The organism is Novosphingobium sp. TK71, assembly GCF_055361505.1.
In genome coordinates, this window is record NZ_JBSZKA010000001.1 from 660,197 (window position 1) to 675,751 (window position 15,555).

At 66.6% G+C, this 15,555-nt stretch carries 15 protein-coding genes and 1 riboswitch; of the genes, 11 read left to right on the top strand and 4 right to left on the bottom strand.

All coding sequences use genetic code 11. The features are described from left to right. Window positions 1-94: 94 nt before the first annotated feature. Window positions 95-323, top strand: a riboswitch (cobalamin riboswitch). A gap of 237 nt (window positions 324-560) precedes the next feature. Genes ACXJ16_RS19240 through cobJ form a run of 4 tightly spaced genes read left to right on the top strand, consistent with a single transcriptional unit; the run spans window position 561 to window position 3,797 of the window. Then, on the top strand, window positions 561-1,700 hold the full coding sequence (locus ACXJ16_RS19240; protein WP_463923034.1) for a ferredoxin-like domain-containing protein: 1,140 nt from the start codon (window positions 561-563) through the stop codon (window positions 1,698-1,700). Then, window positions 1,700-2,329 carry a precorrin-8X methylmutase gene (locus ACXJ16_RS19245; RefSeq protein ID WP_463923035.1) on the top strand — a complete coding sequence of 210 codons (630 nt, stop codon included), beginning with the start codon at window positions 1,700-1,702 and terminating at the stop codon, window positions 2,327-2,329. The genes ACXJ16_RS19240 and ACXJ16_RS19245 overlap by 1 nt, the downstream gene beginning before the upstream one ends. Next, complete coding sequence (locus tag ACXJ16_RS19250) at window positions 2,326-3,051, top strand: precorrin-2 C(20)-methyltransferase (RefSeq protein ID WP_463923036.1); 726 nt, start codon at window positions 2,326-2,328, stop codon at window positions 3,049-3,051. Before ACXJ16_RS19245 ends, ACXJ16_RS19250 begins: the two co-directional genes overlap by 4 nt. After that, entirely contained in the window at window positions 3,048-3,797 is a 750-nt protein-coding gene (gene cobJ, locus ACXJ16_RS19255) for a precorrin-3B C(17)-methyltransferase (RefSeq protein WP_463923037.1), read from the top strand. The genes ACXJ16_RS19250 and cobJ overlap by 4 nt, the downstream gene beginning before the upstream one ends. Here cobJ and ACXJ16_RS19260 read toward each other — a convergent pair. Further along, a complete protein-coding gene (locus ACXJ16_RS19260; RefSeq protein ID WP_463923301.1) occupies window positions 3,773-4,522 on the bottom strand; it encodes a cobalt-precorrin-6A reductase in 750 nt (249 codons plus the stop codon). The genes cobJ and ACXJ16_RS19260 overlap by 25 nt on opposite strands. Between ACXJ16_RS19260 and cbiE the strand changes: the two genes are divergently transcribed. From cbiE to cobF, 4 genes are read left to right on the top strand one after another with little or no spacing between them, the layout of a single operon-like run. Beyond that, on the top strand, window positions 4,521-5,729 hold the full coding sequence (gene cbiE, locus ACXJ16_RS19265; RefSeq protein ID WP_463923038.1) for a precorrin-6y C5,15-methyltransferase (decarboxylating) subunit CbiE: 1,209 nt from the start codon (window positions 4,521-4,523) through the stop codon (window positions 5,727-5,729). The two genes, ACXJ16_RS19260 and cbiE, sit on opposite strands and share 2 nt — an antisense overlap. Next, window positions 5,726-6,091, top strand: coding sequence for a cobalamin biosynthesis protein (locus tag ACXJ16_RS19270; RefSeq protein WP_054441858.1), 366 nt, complete (start codon window positions 5,726-5,728; stop codon window positions 6,089-6,091). The genes cbiE and ACXJ16_RS19270 overlap by 4 nt, the downstream gene beginning before the upstream one ends. Further along, window positions 6,088-6,873, top strand: a complete 786-nt coding sequence (gene cobM, locus ACXJ16_RS19275) for a precorrin-4 C(11)-methyltransferase (protein WP_463923039.1) — start codon at window positions 6,088-6,090, stop codon at window positions 6,871-6,873. Before ACXJ16_RS19270 ends, cobM begins: the two co-directional genes overlap by 4 nt. A gap of 7 nt (window positions 6,874-6,880) precedes the next feature. Further along, complete coding sequence (gene cobF, locus ACXJ16_RS19280) at window positions 6,881-7,636, top strand: precorrin-6A synthase (deacetylating) (RefSeq protein ID WP_463923040.1); 756 nt, start codon at window positions 6,881-6,883, stop codon at window positions 7,634-7,636. On the opposite strand, the gene epsC is transcribed toward cobF, so the two are convergent. Further along, window positions 7,629-8,606 (bottom strand): serine O-acetyltransferase EpsC, encoded by a 978-nt coding sequence (gene epsC, locus ACXJ16_RS19285; protein WP_054441975.1) that lies wholly within the window; start codon window positions 8,604-8,606, stop codon window positions 7,629-7,631. The genes cobF and epsC overlap by 8 nt on opposite strands. 128 nt (window positions 8,607-8,734) lie before the next feature. Next, on the bottom strand, window positions 8,735-9,586 hold the full coding sequence (locus tag ACXJ16_RS19290; protein ID WP_463923041.1) for a TauD/TfdA dioxygenase family protein: 852 nt from the start codon (window positions 9,584-9,586) through the stop codon (window positions 8,735-8,737). 567 nt (window positions 9,587-10,153) lie between these two features. On the opposite strand from ACXJ16_RS19290, the gene ACXJ16_RS19295 reads away from it, so the two are divergent. Beyond that, window positions 10,154-10,429 (top strand): hypothetical protein, encoded by a 276-nt coding sequence (locus ACXJ16_RS19295; RefSeq protein WP_054441862.1) that lies wholly within the window; start codon window positions 10,154-10,156, stop codon window positions 10,427-10,429. An 84-nt stretch (window positions 10,430-10,513) separates the two neighbouring features. On the opposite strand, the gene ACXJ16_RS19300 is transcribed toward ACXJ16_RS19295, so the two are convergent. Next, window positions 10,514-11,098 carry a TetR/AcrR family transcriptional regulator gene (locus ACXJ16_RS19300; RefSeq protein WP_054441863.1) on the bottom strand — a complete coding sequence of 195 codons (585 nt, stop codon included), beginning with the start codon at window positions 11,096-11,098 and terminating at the stop codon, window positions 10,514-10,516. Window positions 11,099-11,216: 118 nt separating this feature from the next. Between ACXJ16_RS19300 and ACXJ16_RS19305 the strand changes: the two genes are divergently transcribed. Beyond that, complete coding sequence (locus ACXJ16_RS19305; RefSeq protein ID WP_054441864.1) at window positions 11,217-12,362, top strand: efflux RND transporter periplasmic adaptor subunit; 1,146 nt, start codon at window positions 11,217-11,219, stop codon at window positions 12,360-12,362. A 3-nt stretch (window positions 12,363-12,365) separates the two neighbouring features. Further along, window positions 12,366-15,554: an efflux RND transporter permease subunit gene (locus tag ACXJ16_RS19310; protein WP_132468864.1), complete on the top strand. Its 3,189-nt coding sequence runs from the start codon at window positions 12,366-12,368 to the stop codon at window positions 15,552-15,554. Window position 15,555: the final 1 nt, after the last annotated feature.

Genomic DNA, 15,555 nt, shown 5'->3' on the forward strand with positions numbered 1-15,555 from the left:
GCGATATCGCCGGGATGCGCTTGCAGGGCTGCGCTGGCGATTGGCATCGATCCCGTTTTGGGTTAGGCGGCACCTGCAAGCCGGATTTCGTCCGGCCTGCAACGATCGCGCGGGTGCCTTTCGGGGCTGAAATGGGAATGCGGTGCGGAGGAAACTCCCATTCCGCAGCTGTCCCTGCAACTGTAAGCGGCGAGCGAGATGCCGGGGCTCCCTCAACGGAGCCGGCCACTGGATGAAGGCGCCCATCGGCGCCGGTTCCGGGAAGGCCGCGTATCGAGCTTTGACCCGTGAGCCAGGAGACCTGCCGGCGCGTCGGTCGCTCTTGCCATGGTCCAGGGAAAGGCCAAGGCTCGGTACTCCGCGTGAGCGACGAACCTGTGCGGCTGGGGCTGCATCGGTGTGCAGGGATGGCGTATGTCGCGCCCGCCTGTCGTTGCGCACGGACCGACTTCGTCGGCAAGCCCCGGTCATCGTCGCCGCGCGCGGTTGAAAGCGTTTATGCGCGTCTCGTCGAAGCGTGCCTTGTTGAAAATCCTGCGGTCCCGCCCGGATCGCCGCACATGAGCGACTTTGCCGTGCGTGGCTGGTGCCCCAGTGCCTGGCGCCCGATGATGGCGGGCGACGGGCTGATCGTGCGCGTGCGGCCGCGCCTTGGGCGCCTGTCACGCGCGCAGGCGCTGGCGCTCTGCGCGCTGGCCCGCGAATACGGCAGCGGGGCGATCGACCTCAGCCGCCGTGCCAATCTCCAGATCCGGGGTGTGACCGAAGCCGGTTGGGCGGCCCTGCTGGAGCAGTTGGTGGCGCTGGAACTGGTGGATGCCCGGCCCGATACCGAAAACCGCCGCAATATCCTTGTAGCGCCGGACTGGACGGCGGGGGATGACACGTTCCGGATCGCCGGGGCGCTGGCCAGTGCGCAGGTTCGCCTGCCGGAACTGCCGGGAAAGATGGGTTTCGCCGTGGACGCCGGAGCCGCGCCGATTCTGGGCGGGAGCCCTGCGGACTTTCGGATCGAACGGGCCGAAGGCGGCGGGCTCATCCTGCGCGCGGATGGCCGGGCGCTGGGGATTCCCGTTGCCGTGGACGAAGCGGTAGGCGCGCTGGTCGAACTGGCGGAATGGTTTGTCGCCTCCGGCGGGATCGCATCCGGCAGGATGGCGCGGCACCGTGCCGAGCTGCCGGGCTGGGCCAGGGGATGGGTCTCTCCCGCATCGCCGCGTCCGGTCATCGGCCCCGGTGCCCATGCCATGGGCCATGCCTGCGGCGCCGCTTTCGGCAGCGTGGAGGCGGCGGCGCTGGCCTCGCTCGTCACACGTTCCGGGGCGGCGGCCTTGCGGATCACCCCGTGGCGGGTGCTTCTTCTGGAAGGCGCGAACCCGCTCCCCGATCCTGTCGGGGATGGCTTTGTCAGCGATCCTGCCGATCCGGCCATGCGCGTGGACGCCTGCCCCGGAGCACCGCTGTGCCCGCAGGCGACCGTGGCGACGCGGCCGCTGGCCTTGCGGCTGGCCGCGCACGTTCCGGGCCGCCTTCACGTCTCCGGCTGCGCCAAGGGCTGTGCGCGTTCCGCCCCTGCAAGCGTCACGCTGACCGGGCGAAACGGCCGCTTCGACCTTTCCATCGATGCCGCTGCCGGAGACCCGCCATGCCGGTCCGGCCTCGATCTCCCACAACTGCTCGCCCATTTCGGAGCCGAATGATGCCTCATCTTTATGAAACCGATGGCGCGGCGATCTACCGCCAGTCTTTCGCGACCATCCGTGCCGAGGCCGATCTCCAGCGTTTCACGCGTGAGGAAGAGCGTATCGCGGTGCGCATGATCCATGCCTCGGGCATGGTCGAACTGGCCGCTCATATACGGTTCTCCGCGGGCTTCGCCGAAGCCGCGATCGCGGCTGCAGCGCGCGGGGCTCCGGTGCTCTGCGATGCGCGCATGGTGACGGAAGGCATCACCAGATCGCGCCTTCCCGCCGGCAATCCGGTGATCTGCACGCTGCACGACCCGGCGGTTCCCGATCTGGCGAAAGCCATGTCCAACACGCGCTCGGCCGCGGCGCTCGAACTGTGGCGGCCGCATCTGCAGGGGGCGCTGGTGGCGATCGGCAATGCGCCGACAGCGCTGTTCCATTTGCTGAACATGCTGGAAGACCCCGCCTGTCCGCGCCCGGCGGCGATCATAGGGTGTCCGGTCGGCTTTGTCGGCGCGGTGGAGTCCAAGGCCGCGCTGTGGGAGGCGATGCCGGTGCCCTGCTGCATCGTCGAGGGGCGGCTGGGCGGCAGCGCCATCACCGTGGCCGCGATCAACGCCATCGGGAGCAGCGCGGAATGAAGCCGGGCACCGTTCACGGCGTGGGTCTTGGCCCCGGCGCGCAGGACCTGCTGAGCGTTCGCGCCGACCGTCTGGTGCGCGAGGCAAGGCATGTCGCCTATTTCCGCAAGTCCGGCCGCCCCGGGCAGGCGCGCAGGATTGTCGAGGGGATGCTGCGCGAAGACGTTGTGGAATTCGCGATGGAGTATCCGGTCACGACGGAAATCCCGCTGTCCGACCCGCGCTACAACGCCTGCCTTTCCGAGTTCTACGAACATTGCGCGGGCCATGTCGCGCGGCTGGCCGGTGCGGGCGAGGATGTCGTGGTCCTGTGCGAGGGCGACCCGTTCTTCTACGGCTCGTTCATGCACCTCTACACCCGCCTGTCGGGCTCGGTGCCGACACGAGTGGTTCCCGGGATCACCGGGATGTCCGGCGCGTGGACTGCCAGCGGCGCGCCGATGACCTGGGGAGACGACGTGCTCACCGTTCTGATGGCCACGCTGCCCGAGGACGATCTGGTAAGGCGCATTCGCGATACCGATGCCCTGGTCGTCATGAAGATCGGTCGCAATCTCGACAAGCTGCGGCGCGCGGTGGCCGCCGCCGGGCGCGAGGGAGAGGCCTGGCTGGTGGAACATGCGGCCATGGCGGAGCAACGCGTTACGCCGCTGTGCGAGGCGCAGGCCGTGACGCCCTATTTCTCGATCCTGCTGATCCACGGGCAGGGCCGCCGGCCATGAGCGGCTGGATCGCGATTGCGGGCATCGGTCCGGGCGATGCCGCGCTGGTGACGCCAGAAGTCTCGCAGGCGCTGGCGGAGGCTACCGACATCGTCGGCTATGCCCCATACGTTTCGCGCGTCCCCGCGCGGGCAGGGCTGACGCTTCACGCCAGCGACAACCGGGTGGAGCTGGAGCGCGCCGCCCATGCCCTGGAGATGGCGGCGAGTGGGCGGCGGGTCGTGGTGGTGTCGTCGGGCGATCCGGGGGTGTTCGCAATGGCCTCCGCCGTGTTCGAGGCGCTGGAGGCGGGGCCTGCCGCGCACCGCGAACTCGATATACGGGTGCTGCCGGGGATTACCGCGATGCTGGCGGCCAGCGCCCGGGCGGGCGCGCCGCTGGGCCACGATTTCTGCGCCATCAACCTCTCCGACAATCTCAAGCCCTGGGCCCTGATCGAGCGGCGGCTGCGCCTTGCGGCAGAGGCGGACTTTGCGATGGCGTTCTACAATCCCCGCTCGAAGGCGCGACCGCACGGGTTTGCGCGCGTCCTTGAAGTCCTGCGCGAGACATGCGGAGCGGACCGGCTGATCCTGTTCGCGCGCGCAGTCTCCACGCCGGAGGAGGAAATGCGTGTCGTCACGCTGGGCGAGGCCCGGCCGGAAATGGCGGACATGCGCACCATGGTGATCCTCGGTTCCAGCCGGACCCGGCTGGTCGAGCGGCCGGGAAGGCCGATCCTCTACACGCCGAGGTCGGCGGCATGACCAAGCCAGCGCAGCACCTCGCCGGGGTGGTGAACCGTCTTGCCCCGGGCGGGCGCTGGGCGGTCGATCATGAGCACGGGCACGCCGAGGCGGCGCGCGGCGATGAGCTTGGCCTCCGCCCCGGTGCCCCCGGCATTCTTGCAGACGATCAGGTCGATGGCATGGTCCCGCAGCAGGCGCGTGTCGGCCTCGGCGGTGAAGGGGCCGCGATCGACCACCAGATGATGGTCGGGAAGCGCGGGCGCCTGTTCCGGGCGGTCCACGAAGCGCAGCAGGTAGTGGTGCTGACCCTGCACCGCGAAAGCGTTCACATGCATCCGGCCGAGTGCCAGCATGACCCTGCGCGGCGGCCCGGCAAGCGCCGAAACGGCGGCCTCGATATCGGCCGCATGCTGCCAGCGGTCGCCTCGGGCGGGTTGCCACGGTGGGCGGGTGAGCCGGATGTGCGGTGTTGCGGTGTTCTGGGCGGCGGCCAGCGCGTGCGCGCTCATGGTCGCGGCGAACGGATGCGTGGCATCTACCAGATGGGTGACCCGGTGTTCCCGCAAATAGCGTTCCAGCCCTTCGATGCCGCCGAAACCGCCGATACGCACCGGCACCGGCTGCGCCTTCGGCCGTTCGACGCGCCCCGCATAGCTCAGTGTCGCGGTGAGCCCGCGCTCCGCCAGGGAGGCGACCAGCGCGCTGGCTTCCGTCGTCCCGCCGAGAACCAGGATATGGGAAATGCCGGAAACTCCTGAACAGCCATGGCTTACCATTGTCGGCATGGGTGAGGACGGGCTTTCCGGTCTCTCCGATGCAAGCCGCGAGGCACTGGCCGGTGCCGAACTGGTGACCGGCGCCGCACGCCACCTCGGGCTCCTGCCCGCCTCTACAGGTGAGCGGATGACGTGGCCAGTGCCCTTCGCCGATGGACTGGAACCGCTGCTGGCCCATCGCGGCAGGCGCGTGGTCATGCTGGTATCGGGCGATCCGTTCTGGTTCGGCGCGGGCAGTGTCGTGACCCGGCATCTGCGACGGGACGAATGGACCGCGCATCCCGCACCTTCGGTCTTTGCGCTGGCCGCCTCGCGGCTTGGCTGGCCGATCGAGGGCACGGCCTGCCTCGGCCTTCACGCGGCGCCGCTTGGCCGCCTGCGCCGCCACATCGCACCGGGGCGAAGGGCGCTGGTTTTGGTTCGTGACGGCGCGGCGGCGGTGGCGGTGGCCCGTTATCTCGCGGAACTGGGCTTCGGAGCTTCGGAGCTTTCCGTGCTCGAAGCGCTGGGCGGCCCGCGCGAGCGCATACGCCATTCGGCCGCGGAAGAGCTTGACTTTGCCGATATCGCGCACCCCGTGGCGCTGGGTATCCGTTTTGCCGGAAACGGCGCGGTTCTGCCCTGCGGCACCGGCCTGCCGGACGACTGGTTCGCGCATGACGGACAGATCAGCAAGCGCCCGGTGCGGGCCCTCACGCTTTCGGCGCTGGCGCCGCGTCAGGGCGAGACCCTGTGGGATATCGGCACCGGCTCGGGGTCCATTGCGATAGAGTGGCTGCTTGCGCACCCGGACATGCAGGCCATCGCCTTCGAGAGCGACCCCGCGCGTGCGGCGCGGGCGCGGGCCAATGCGGCGGCGCTGGGGGCTGATCGGCTGTCCGTGGTGGAAGGCCGCGCGCCTGCCGTGCTGGCCGGGCAGGCCGCGCCCGATGCGGTGTTCATCGGCGGCGGGCTCTGTGCGGAGCTTCTGGAATGTCTCTGGACCGTGCTGAGGCCGGGCGCGCGTCTCGTCGCCAATGCCGTCACGCTGGAATCGGAGGCGTTGCTGGCGCAATGGCACGGGGCGAGGGGAGGCAGCCTCATGCGGATCGAACTGTCCGAAGCGGCGCCGCTGGGCGCGAAGCGCGGCTGGAGGGCAAGCTATCCGATCGTCCAGTGGAGCGTGGTGCTGTGATCGTGGCTGGTTTCGGATTTCGCGCGGGCGCGAACCTCGTCTCTCTGGAGCGCGCGCTGGAAGGGGCCTGCGCAGGCCTGCCGCCGATTGCGGCGCTGGCCGCCCCGTGCGACAAGGCCCCGCAGCTCAAGGCGCTGGCCGACCGTCTCGGCCTGCCGCTGCTGGCCATCGATGCCGAGCGGCTCCGCGCCGCATCCACGATCACCCGCTCCGCCGCAAGCCTTGCCGCGCGGGGAACCGGCAGCGTGGCCGAAGCTGCCGCGCTTGCCGCCTGCGGTCCGGCCGCGAGGCTGCTCGCCCCCCGCCACGTTTCATCTGACCGCATGGCGACTTGCGCCATCGCCGAGGGAGTTCAACCATGACCGTTCATTTCATCGGAGCCGGTCCCGGCGCGCCCGACCTGTTGACGCTGCGCGGGCGAGATCTGATCGCGGCGAGCCCGGTGTGCCTCTATGCCGGTTCGCTCGTGCCTGCCGCCATCCTCGACCATTGCCCGCCGGGCGCGCGCATCGTGAACACCGCTTCGATGGCGCTGGACGAGATCGTGGCCGCGATCCGCGAAGCCCATGACGCGGGGCAGGACGTGGCGCGGCTCCATTCGGGCGACCTGTCGATCTGGTCGGCCATGGGGGAGCAGGTCAGGCGGCTGCGGGCGCTGGGCATTCCGTTCACGGTGACCCCCGGCGTTCCGGCATTCGCGGCGGCGGCGGCGGCGCTGGAGGCCGAATTGACGGTGCCCGCGCTGGCCCAGTCGCTGGTCCTTACCCGCACGCCCGGGCGGGCGAGCGCCATGCCCGAGGCCGAGTGCCTGACACGGTTCGCCGCGACCGGCGCGACGCTGGCGATTCACCTGTCGATCCACAATCTCGGGCAGGTGGTGCGGGATCTGCTCCCCGCTTACGGCGCGGATTGCCCGGTCGCCGTAGTGTGGCGGGCAAGCTGGCCGGACGAGCGTGTCGTGCGTGCCAGCCTCGGTTCGGTGGAAGCCGCGGTGGCGGGCAGCATGGAGCGGACGGCGCTGATCCTCGTGGGCAAGGCGCTGGGGCAGGGCGTGTCCGGCGAGAGCAGCCTCTATGCCGCAGGTTACGACCGCCGGTTCCGCCCGCAAACGGCCGAATCCCGCTTCGCCGGGCTGGAAGAGTGACGGCCGCGTGATCGACCTTCATCTCATCGGGATCGGCACCGGCAATCCCGATCACTTGACCTTGGCGGCGGTGAAGGCACTGAACCAGGCGGACCTGATCCTGTTGCCGCGTAAGGGCGAACGCAAGTCGGACCTGCTGGACCTGCGCCGCGCGATCTGCGGTGCCGTGCTGACGCAGCCCGTGCGCATCGCCGAATTCGATCTGCCGGAACGCTCGCCAATGCCGCCCTACCTTGAGGCGGTGGGAGACTGGCATGGCGCAATCGCCCGCGTCTGGGCCGATCAGATCGGTGCGCATCTGCCGCAGGGCGGCAAGCTGGCGCTGCTGGTCTGGGGAGATCCCTCTCTTTACGACAGCACGCTGCGGATCGCGGGCCTGCTCGCGGAGGGCGGAATGGCCCTGCGCACGCAGGTCGTGCCGGGCATAACCAGCATCCAGGCACTGACGGCGGCGCATTGCATCCCGCTCAACACTCTGGGTTCACCCGTCACGATCACCACCGGACGCCGCCTTCGGGAGGATGGGTGGCCGCAGGGCGCGGAAACGGTCGTGGTCATGCTAGACGGCATGTGCGCTTTTTCCGCGCTGCCGCAGGAGGGCCTGACGATCTGGTGGGGCGCCTATCTCGGCATGGCGCATGAAGCGCTGGTCCACGGTCCGCTGGCCACGGCCGCGCCGCAGATCGTCCGGCACCGGGCCGAACTGCGCGCCAGCCATGGCTGGATCATGGACGTCTACCTGCTGCGCCGGGCCGTCAGTTAAGCGAGCCGGGAGCGGGCGCAACCTTGCCGTTCTGGCTCGTCACCAGGTTCTCCCGGGCCTGATACACCCGGCTGTGCGCGGGAACCCCGTGCGTGAGCCAGACATTGCCGCCGATCTCGGAGCCCTTGCCGATCGTCACCCGGCCCAGGATCGTCGCGCCAGCGTAGATCACTACGTCGTCCTCGATGATCGGATGGCGCGGCGTGGCCTTGACCAGCGCACCCGAAGGATCGGCGGGAAAGTTCTTCGCGCCCAGCGTCACGCCCTGATAGATGCGAACGTTGTCGCCGATGATCGCGGTTTCCCCGATGACCACGCCGGTGCCGTGATCGATGAAGAACCCCTGTCCGATCTGCGCGCCGGGGTGAATGTCGATCCCCGTTCGGCTATGCGAGATTTCCGAGAGGATGCGCGCCACCAGCGGTACGCCCAGCAGGTGCAGGGCGTGGGCAAGGCGGTGATGGATGATCGCCAGCAGCCCGGGATAGCAGATCAGCACTTCGTCGAGGCTGCGCGCCGAAGGGTCGCCGCGATAGGCGGCTTCGATATCTATATCGAGCAGGCGCCGGATCGCGGGGAGCTGGCGGGAAAACCCGGCGACCAGTTCCGAGGCATGGCGATCGATCGCGCCCTTGTCCTGCGTGCCGGAGGAATATGTCAGTTCGAGCCGCAACTGGGCCTGAAGCCGGCTCAGCGCGATCTGCAGGGACTGGGTTACGAAAGTGTCCTCGTTGTGCAGGCGGACGAAATCGGGGCCGAGCCTGAGCGGGAACAGCGCGCCGCACAGTTCGTCGGCCACTTTTGCAAGGCGCACGCGGGAGGGGAAGCTTTCCACCCCATATTCCGAATGCTGGGTATTGGTGGTGCGCCAGTGATGCCGGATCTCCGCGAGTTCGCGGACAATGCTGCCGACATCCCAGAAGTCGTCCTCCCCGGCGTTCGCGCTGATGTGTTCCGGCTCGCTGCTCATGACGTTCATATTCCCGGCCAATTACCGTGCTTCCCTCGAAAGAAACGGCGATGCCCCTGCCGCTTTCCGGTGCGGGGCTGGCGACCCCGTCCGAGGGAATCCCACGGGGCCGATCGGTCCACGCCGCCTCAGCGCAGCACTTCGCCCTCGATCGTGATGCGGTGCATTTCGCGGCGGTGGCCGTGATAGTCGTTGTAGGCGTAATGCCAGGTCGCGCGGTTGTCCCAGAAGGCGATCGAGCCGTCCCGCCAGTGGAAATCCTCCTGGAATTCCGGCTTCACGCAGTGCGCGTAGATTTCCTGAAGCAACTCTTGGGAAGCTTCTTCGGAAAGGCCCTGGATGCGCACCGTGAAACTGGGGTTCACGTAGATCGCGCGCTTGCCGCTGAGCGGATGGGTTATCACCATCGGATGAACCGGATCGTCCAGCACGTCGGCCGCGCCGGAGTTGCCGATGCGGCCGTCCTGTCGGGTATCCTGCGCGGCTTCGTAGACCCCGGCCTTGCTGCCGAAGACATGGCGCGCCGAATGGACGGCGCTGCGGCCTTCGATCCGGGCGCGCAGGGCTTCGGGCAGGCCGTCATAGGCGGCATACATCGAGGCAAAAGCCGTCGCGCCGCCTTGCGCGGGCAGTTCGCGGGCGACAAGGATCGATCCAAGCGCGGGCTCGAAATCGTAGGAATGGTCCGTATGCCAGCCGCCGCCGATATTGTGCTGCTGATCCGGTTCCTTCACGACGAGCGCGATCTCGGGATAGCCCGGGTGCGCGGCGAAGAAGCGGTTGATGTTGATCTCCCCCCAGTTCCGGGCGAAGGCGATGTGCTGTTCCTCGCTGATGGACTGATCGCGGAAGAACACCACCCCATGGTCCGCAAAGGCGGCGCGAATGGCGGCAAGATCACCGGTTGCGAAGGGCCGGGACAAGTCGATGCCCAGGATTTCGGCACCGACGCGCCCGTGCTTGCGGATTTCGAGAGTCATGCCGAAACCTTTTCTTGGCCGGATTTCCGGATGGATCGGTGCAAACCGGTGTCGTGAAAACTCATCCTTCGTATCGCCCCTGAGTTATGGGGAACACGAAGCCTGGCGTTGTCGCCCCGAGCATCGCGCGCTTTAGCTGTTGGTTACGCGGAGCAAGCTGCTTCCCGGTCAAAAGCCGCGGACTGGAAAAATACTGCGGAAGAGCGAGCCAGGTTCCCCTCGCCTTCATTCTCAACCTATTTAATTGACATTAAGGCGTCAAGCGACCGGGGTCACCCGACCGGGCGTTCGGGCGAAAACTATTCTTTGCTTGCGCCAAGCCTGCCTTGGAGCGTCGCAGATAATGCAGCGAGGCAACCCGCAAATCGAATCCAGCAAATCGATTTATCCGCAGGGCGATATCCATAGCATCGATTTGTATACGGACGCGCGGCACGGGACTATCCTGACTGGACGGTCGTTCTCTTCCAGACGGCAGGCGGGTCTACAGAGACTGCCGGGAGGAGAAAAAATACAGGCCGCTCAATAACATCCAGGCGAACCTGGAGTTGGGAAGGAGTTTGACGAGTGGAAGAAGGTTTCGAAGTCGATTCGGGCGACAAGGCCATCATCATCCTGCAGAGCCTGATCTGCTACCTGCGCGAGAAGAACGTGCTCAGCCGGGCGGACATCCAGGAACTGCGCGATCGCGTCGATGCGCGCATCCTTGCGGTTGAAGGTGCCGCCGCGGAAAAGGCGATGCCATGCAATTCGGCCGCTGCCGTGGCCGCCGCGCGCGAAATGGCAAGCCTCGATGAATATTGCGGCAAGCGCTACGGCGGGAAGCACCGCAAGGCGCACTGAAACGGGTCCTGGGCATGGGCCGCACGGGGCGGCCTTGCCTGTCTGAAAACAGGCTGCCGGCCTGTTTCCGAGATTGCCTGTTCGCTATATTGATTGCAGCGCGGCGACGATCATCCGCGCGGAGTGTTCTGCCGTGCGTTCGGCGCTCAACCTCGGCAGCGACATGCTGCGATGACCGAGCCCGAAAAGGCAGCCCAGCATCATCTCGACGGCGCCTTCCAGTTCCTCGCCCGTCAGATTCCGGTTCGCGGCGCACGCGAATTCGCGAAGATAATCCCGAAATTGCTCGCACATGGAACCGATCGTGCGTCCCACTCGTTCGTTGCGGAAGCCTTCGGCAAGGATGTCGAAGGACAAAGCCTCGTGCCCTTCGTCAATGACTTGCAGGAACAGTTCCCGGAAGGTTTCCAGGACAGTCAGTTCGCCCTGATCAAGACGTCGACGCAGATCATCAAGTTCGGTAAGCTTTTCATCGAAATCGGCAATTACGATCGCCTCGATAATCTCTTCCTTGCTTTTGAAGGAGCGATAGATCAGCCCGACCGACATCTCCGCAGCAGCAGCCAGTTCCGACATCGACGTCTGGTGGAAACCGTTCGTTGCGAACAGTTCCCGCGCTGCGTTTCGGATCCGATCCCTGCTGGGTACTTTTTGCTGCACTGCACCCATTTTTCGTTCTCGTACGTATTTTTCGCTTGTATTCTCCATGGCCGATTTCTAGTGGCGATGCAATGTGAATGATCGTTCACTCTCAAATTGCCCCCCAACGATCGCAACGGATGAACCAATGCAAAAGGCGATGATTATCGGGTTTCTGGCGTGCGCCTCGGCGCTTGCGCTGAGTGCATGTGGAGAGCAGCAGCCGTCTGCGCCGCCTCCGCCCGAAGTCGGTGTCGTGACGCTCACGACCGAATCAGCAGCGCTGACGAATGAACTCCCCGGCCGTATTACCGCGCTGGAAACGGCGGATGTCCGGCCCCAGATCACCGGTGTAATCCGGCGCCGGCTGTTCACCGAGGGCAGCAACGTGCAGGCCGGCCAGCTTCTCTACGAGATCGAGGACGCGCCTTACCGTGCGGCCGTGGCGCAGGCGCAGGGCTCGCTGGCTACCGCCAATGCGACGATCCGCTCCACCGCGCTCCAGGCCCAGCGCTACAAGGACCTGATCGCGATCAACGCGGTCAGCCGGCAGCAATACGATGATGCCGCCGCCGCCGCGCAGCAGGCGCGGGCCAATGTTGCGGCGCAGCAAGGTGCGCTCCAGGCCGCGCAGGTGAACCAGAACTTCACGCGCATCCGCGCGCCGATCTCGGGCCGTATCGGCCGTTCGCTGTTCACGCCGGGCGCGCTCGTTTCGGCCGCGCAGGCGGACGCTCTGGCGACGATCCAACGTACCGACAGCGTCTATGTCGACGTGACCCAGTCGGCCGCCCAGATCATCGACCTCAAGCAGGCGATGGCCGCCGGGGGTGTCAGCGAAGCCGACGGCGCCCGCGTCCAGCTCATCCTGCCGAACGGTTCGGTCTACCCGATCGAAGGCCGCCTCCAGTTTGCCGACGTCACTGTGGACCAGAGCTCCGGCTCCGTGATCCTGCGCGCGACCTTCCCGAACCCCAACGGCCTGCTGCTGCCGGGCATGTATGTCCGCGCCAAGCTGGTCGAGGGCCTGCGCAGCAATGTCATCCTCGCACCCCAGCAGGGCGTCACGCGCGATCCGCGCGGCCGGGCTACCGCGATGGTCGTGGGCAAGGACAACAAGGTCGAGCAGCGCCAGATCGAAACCGATCGCGCCGTCGGCGACAAGTGGATCGTCACCAAGGGCCTCAACGTCGGCGACAGGCTGATCGTCGAGGGTCTCGTAAACCTGCGGCCGGGCACGGTCGTCAAGGCGGGCATGCCGCAGCAGATCACGACCGCGGGCGGGGCGAAGTAACCCATGTCCCGGTATTTCATCGACAGACCCATCTTCGCATGGGTCATCGCCATCGTCATGATGCTTGCGGGCGTCCTGGCGATCCGTTCGCTCGCCGTGGCCCAGTTCCCCGAGATCGCAGCCCCCGCCGTCCAGATCTCCACCAGCTATCCCGGTGCGAATGCCGAGACGCTGGAAAGCACGACGACCCAGGTCATCGAGCAACAGCTCAAGGGCATCGACCACCTTCGCTATTTCTCGTCATCGAGCGATGGCGCCGGCAACCTTACCGTGACCCTGACCTTCGAGCAGGGCACCGATCCCGACATCGCGCAGGTCCAGGTCCAGAACAAGCTCACGCAGGCCACGCCGCTGCTGCCGCAGGAAGTGCAGTTGCAGGGCCTTCGCGTGACCAAGTCCACCGCGACCTTCCTGATGGTCATGGCCGTCTATGCCGATGACGGCATTCACGACCAGGAGGACGCGGGCGATTTCGTTGCGAGTTCGCTGCAGGACCCGATCAGCCGCGTCAACGGCGTGGGCGACACGCAGCTTCTGGGCGCGCAATATTCCATGCGCGTCTGGCTTGACCCGTACAAGATGGCCAACCTCGGCGTCACGACTTCGGACGTGACCTCGGCGATCCAGGCGCAGAACGCGCAGGTTTCGGCGGGCCAGATCGGCGGTACGCCTTCGCCCAAGGGGCAGGCGCTCAACGCCACGATCACCGCGCAGTCCCGCCTGCGCACGGCCGAGCAGTTCCGCCAGATCATGCTCCGCAACAACACCGACGGTTCCGTCGTCCACCTGTCCGACGTCGCGCGCGTCGAGATGGGCGCGGAAAACTACAGCTTCGGCGCCAAGCTCAACGGCTATCCGGCTGCCGGTTTCGGCATCAAGCTGGCACCGGGCGCGAATGCGCTCGACACCGTCGAAGCCGTGAAAACCCAGATCGACCAGCTCTCCAAGAACTTCCCGAGCTGGGTGAAGTACAAGTTCCCGGTCGACAATTCGACCTTCGTGAAGCTCTCGGTGGAGCAGGTGATCCACACGCTCGTGGAAGCCGTGGTGCTCGTCTTCATCGTCATGTTCCTGTTCCTCCAGAACTGGCGCGCGACGCTGATCCCGACCATCGCCGTTCCGGTCGTGTTGCTGGGCTCGCTCGCGATCCTGCAACTGGCCGGCTTCACCATCAACACGCTAACCCTGTTCGGCATGGTGCTGGCGATCGGCCTGCTGGTCGATGACGCCATCGTCGTGGTCGAGAACGTCGAACGTCTCATCCAGGACGAGGGGCTGAGCCCCAAGGAAGCGGCCCGCCGCTCGATGGACGAGATCAGCGGCGCGCTGGTCGGCATCGGCCTCGTGCTTTCGGCGGTGTTCCTGCCGATGGCGTTCTTCGGCGGTTCCACCGGCGTCATCTTCCGCCAGTTCTCGATCACCATCGTCTCTTCGATGGTGCTCTCGGTGATCGTGGCGCTCGTCCTTACGCCGGCGCTCTGCGCCACGATCCTCAAGCCCAGCTCACACGGCCACGGCCACGGCGAAGGCAAGCGGACCGGTATCGCGGGCATGTTCAACCGCTTCTTCGACTGGTTCAACCGGACCTTCGATCGCGGCGTCGAGCGCTACGGCAAGGCGGTGGACAAGGTCGAACACCGCTGGGGCCGGACCATGCTGGTCTACGCCGCCATCGTGGTGGGCATGGGCCTTATCTTCCTGCGTCTTCCCGGCGGCTTCCTGCCGGACGAGGACCAGGGCATCCTGATGAACCAGGTGTCGTTGCCCGCCGGTACGACGATGGAGGAGACCGAGCGCACGCTGGCGCGTGTCCGCGATCACTACCTCAAGGACGAAAAAGCCAACGTGGCCGACGTCTTCACGATTTCCGGCTTCGGTTTCGTGGGGCAGGGCCAGAATGTGGGCCTCGCCTTCGTGCGCATGAAGGACTGGTCGGAGCGCAAGGGCGCGGAGAACACCGTGATGGCGGTGGCCCAGCGTGCCAACATGGCGTTCCAGAAGATCACGTCCGGCATGGTGATCGCCTTCGCGCCGCCCGCCGTCCAGGAACTGGGCAACGCGACCGGGTTCGAGTTCCAGCTCGTCGATCGCGGCGGCCTCGGCCACCAGAAGTTGCTGGAGGCGCGCAATCAGTTCCTCGGCATGGCCGCGGGTGACAAGCGCCTGGCGCAAGTCCGTCCCAACGGACTGGAAGATACGCCGCAGATCAAGCTGGACGTCGATCAGGCGGCTGCCGGTGCCCTCGGCATCGCGCAGGCGGACATCAACTCGACCATCAGCACCGCGATGGGCAGCAGCTACGTCAATGACTTCATTGACCGCGACCGTGTGAAGAAGGTGTTCGTGCAGGCCGACCAGCCGTTCCGCACGACGCCGGAATCGATCGGTGCGTTCCATGTGCGTGGCAGTTCGGGCGTGATGGCGCCGATCTCCTCCTTCGCGACCACCGAGTGGATCTACGGTCCGGCCAAGCTGGAACGCTTCAACGGCGTGTCCTCGATGCAGATCATGGGCGCTCCGGCTCCCGGCGTCTCCACCGGCGATGCGATGAAGGTCGTGGAACAGCTTGCCACCAAGCTGCCGGCCGGTGTCGGCCTCGAATGGAGCGGTATCTCCTACGAGGAAAACACCTCGGGCGGTCAGGCTCCGGCGCTTTACGCACTGTCCATGCTGATCGTGTTCCTCTGCCTTGCCGCGCTTTACGAAAGCTGGTCGGTGCCGATCGCGGTCATGCTCGTCGTGCCGCTGGGCGTGCTCGGCGCGGTGATCGCGGCGACGCTCGTGGGGCTCAACAACGACATCTACCTTCAGGTGGGTCTCATCACGACCATCGGCGTCTCGGCCAAGAACGCGATCCTCATCGTCGAATTCGCCGAGGAGAAGATGCGGGACGGCCTCTCACCCGTGGCCGCGGCTCTGGAAGCGGGCAAACTGCGCCTGCGTCCGATCCTGATGACCAGCTTCGCGTTCATCTTCGGCGTGTTGCCGCTGGCGGTTTCGACCGGGGCGGGCGCGGGCGGCCAGAACGCGATCGGCTGGGCTGTCGTGGGCGGCATGCTCTCGGCCACCATCCTGGCCATCTTCTTCGTTCCCGTCTTCTTCACCGTCGTGAAGCGCGTGTTCCGTGAACATCACGGAAAGGACGGGGCACCTGTCGACGGCGAGGCTTCGGCCGCGCCTCAGGAGGCATGAA

What these genes read in the sequence shown, in the direction of transcription:
- ACXJ16_RS19245 (WP_463923035.1), top strand. Translation starts at nt 1,700, where the DNA reads ATGCCTCATCTTTATGAAACCGATGGCGCGGCGATCTACCGCCAGTCT.
- ACXJ16_RS19305 (WP_054441864.1), top strand. Translation starts at nt 11,217, where the DNA reads ATGCAAAAGGCGATGATTATCGGGTTTCTGGCGTGCGCCTCGGCGCTT.
- ACXJ16_RS19250 (WP_463923036.1), top strand. Translation starts at nt 2,326, where the DNA reads ATGAAGCCGGGCACCGTTCACGGCGTGGGTCTTGGCCCCGGCGCGCAG.
- cbiE (WP_463923038.1), top strand. Translation starts at nt 4,521, where the DNA reads ATGCCGGAAACTCCTGAACAGCCATGGCTTACCATTGTCGGCATGGGT.
- ACXJ16_RS19310 (WP_132468864.1), top strand. Translation starts at nt 12,366, where the DNA reads ATGTCCCGGTATTTCATCGACAGACCCATCTTCGCATGGGTCATCGCC.
- ACXJ16_RS19240 (WP_463923034.1), top strand. Translation starts at nt 561, where the DNA reads ATGAGCGACTTTGCCGTGCGTGGCTGGTGCCCCAGTGCCTGGCGCCCG.
- cobM (WP_463923039.1), top strand. Translation starts at nt 6,088, where the DNA reads ATGACCGTTCATTTCATCGGAGCCGGTCCCGGCGCGCCCGACCTGTTG.
- epsC (WP_054441975.1), bottom strand. Translation starts at nt 8,606, where the DNA reads ATGAGCAGCGAGCCGGAACACATCAGCGCGAACGCCGGGGAGGACGAC.
- ACXJ16_RS19290 (WP_463923041.1), bottom strand. Translation starts at nt 9,586, where the DNA reads ATGACTCTCGAAATCCGCAAGCACGGGCGCGTCGGTGCCGAAATCCTG.
- ACXJ16_RS19300 (WP_054441863.1), bottom strand. Translation starts at nt 11,098, where the DNA reads ATGGGTGCAGTGCAGCAAAAAGTACCCAGCAGGGATCGGATCCGAAAC.
- cobJ (WP_463923037.1), top strand. Translation starts at nt 3,048, where the DNA reads ATGAGCGGCTGGATCGCGATTGCGGGCATCGGTCCGGGCGATGCCGCG.